This is a genomic window from Citrobacter sp. TBCS-14, assembly GCF_005280805.1.
GTDB lineage: Bacteria > Pseudomonadota > Gammaproteobacteria > Enterobacterales > Enterobacteriaceae > Citrobacter > Citrobacter gillenii.
In genome coordinates, this window is the sequence record NZ_SZWM01000894.1 from 1 (window position 1) to 204 (window position 204).

Genomic DNA, 204 nt, shown 5'->3' on the forward strand with positions numbered 1-204 from the left:
TCATGGTAATGTCCCCACAGCAGAACGATATAGACAAACCATGCCACGATAGACAGAACAGCTTTATCAATATTTTCTGTGCTGAACAGGTTGTGCATATAAAACAGGCCAGTACACAGCGTCAGCGTCAGCAGAACCACGCCTATCTGGGTGATATGAATCTGGCCGGAGATGATGATGAACTGGATAGCCAGCAAGGTGTAA

Annotated in this window: 1 protein-coding gene; it reads right to left on the bottom strand. The window is 46.1% G+C overall.

The features are described 5' to 3' along the window. On the bottom strand, window positions 1-204 hold a 204-nt coding region (ccsA, locus tag FDX22_RS21935; protein WP_186805422.1), incomplete at both ends, for a cytochrome c biogenesis protein CcsA.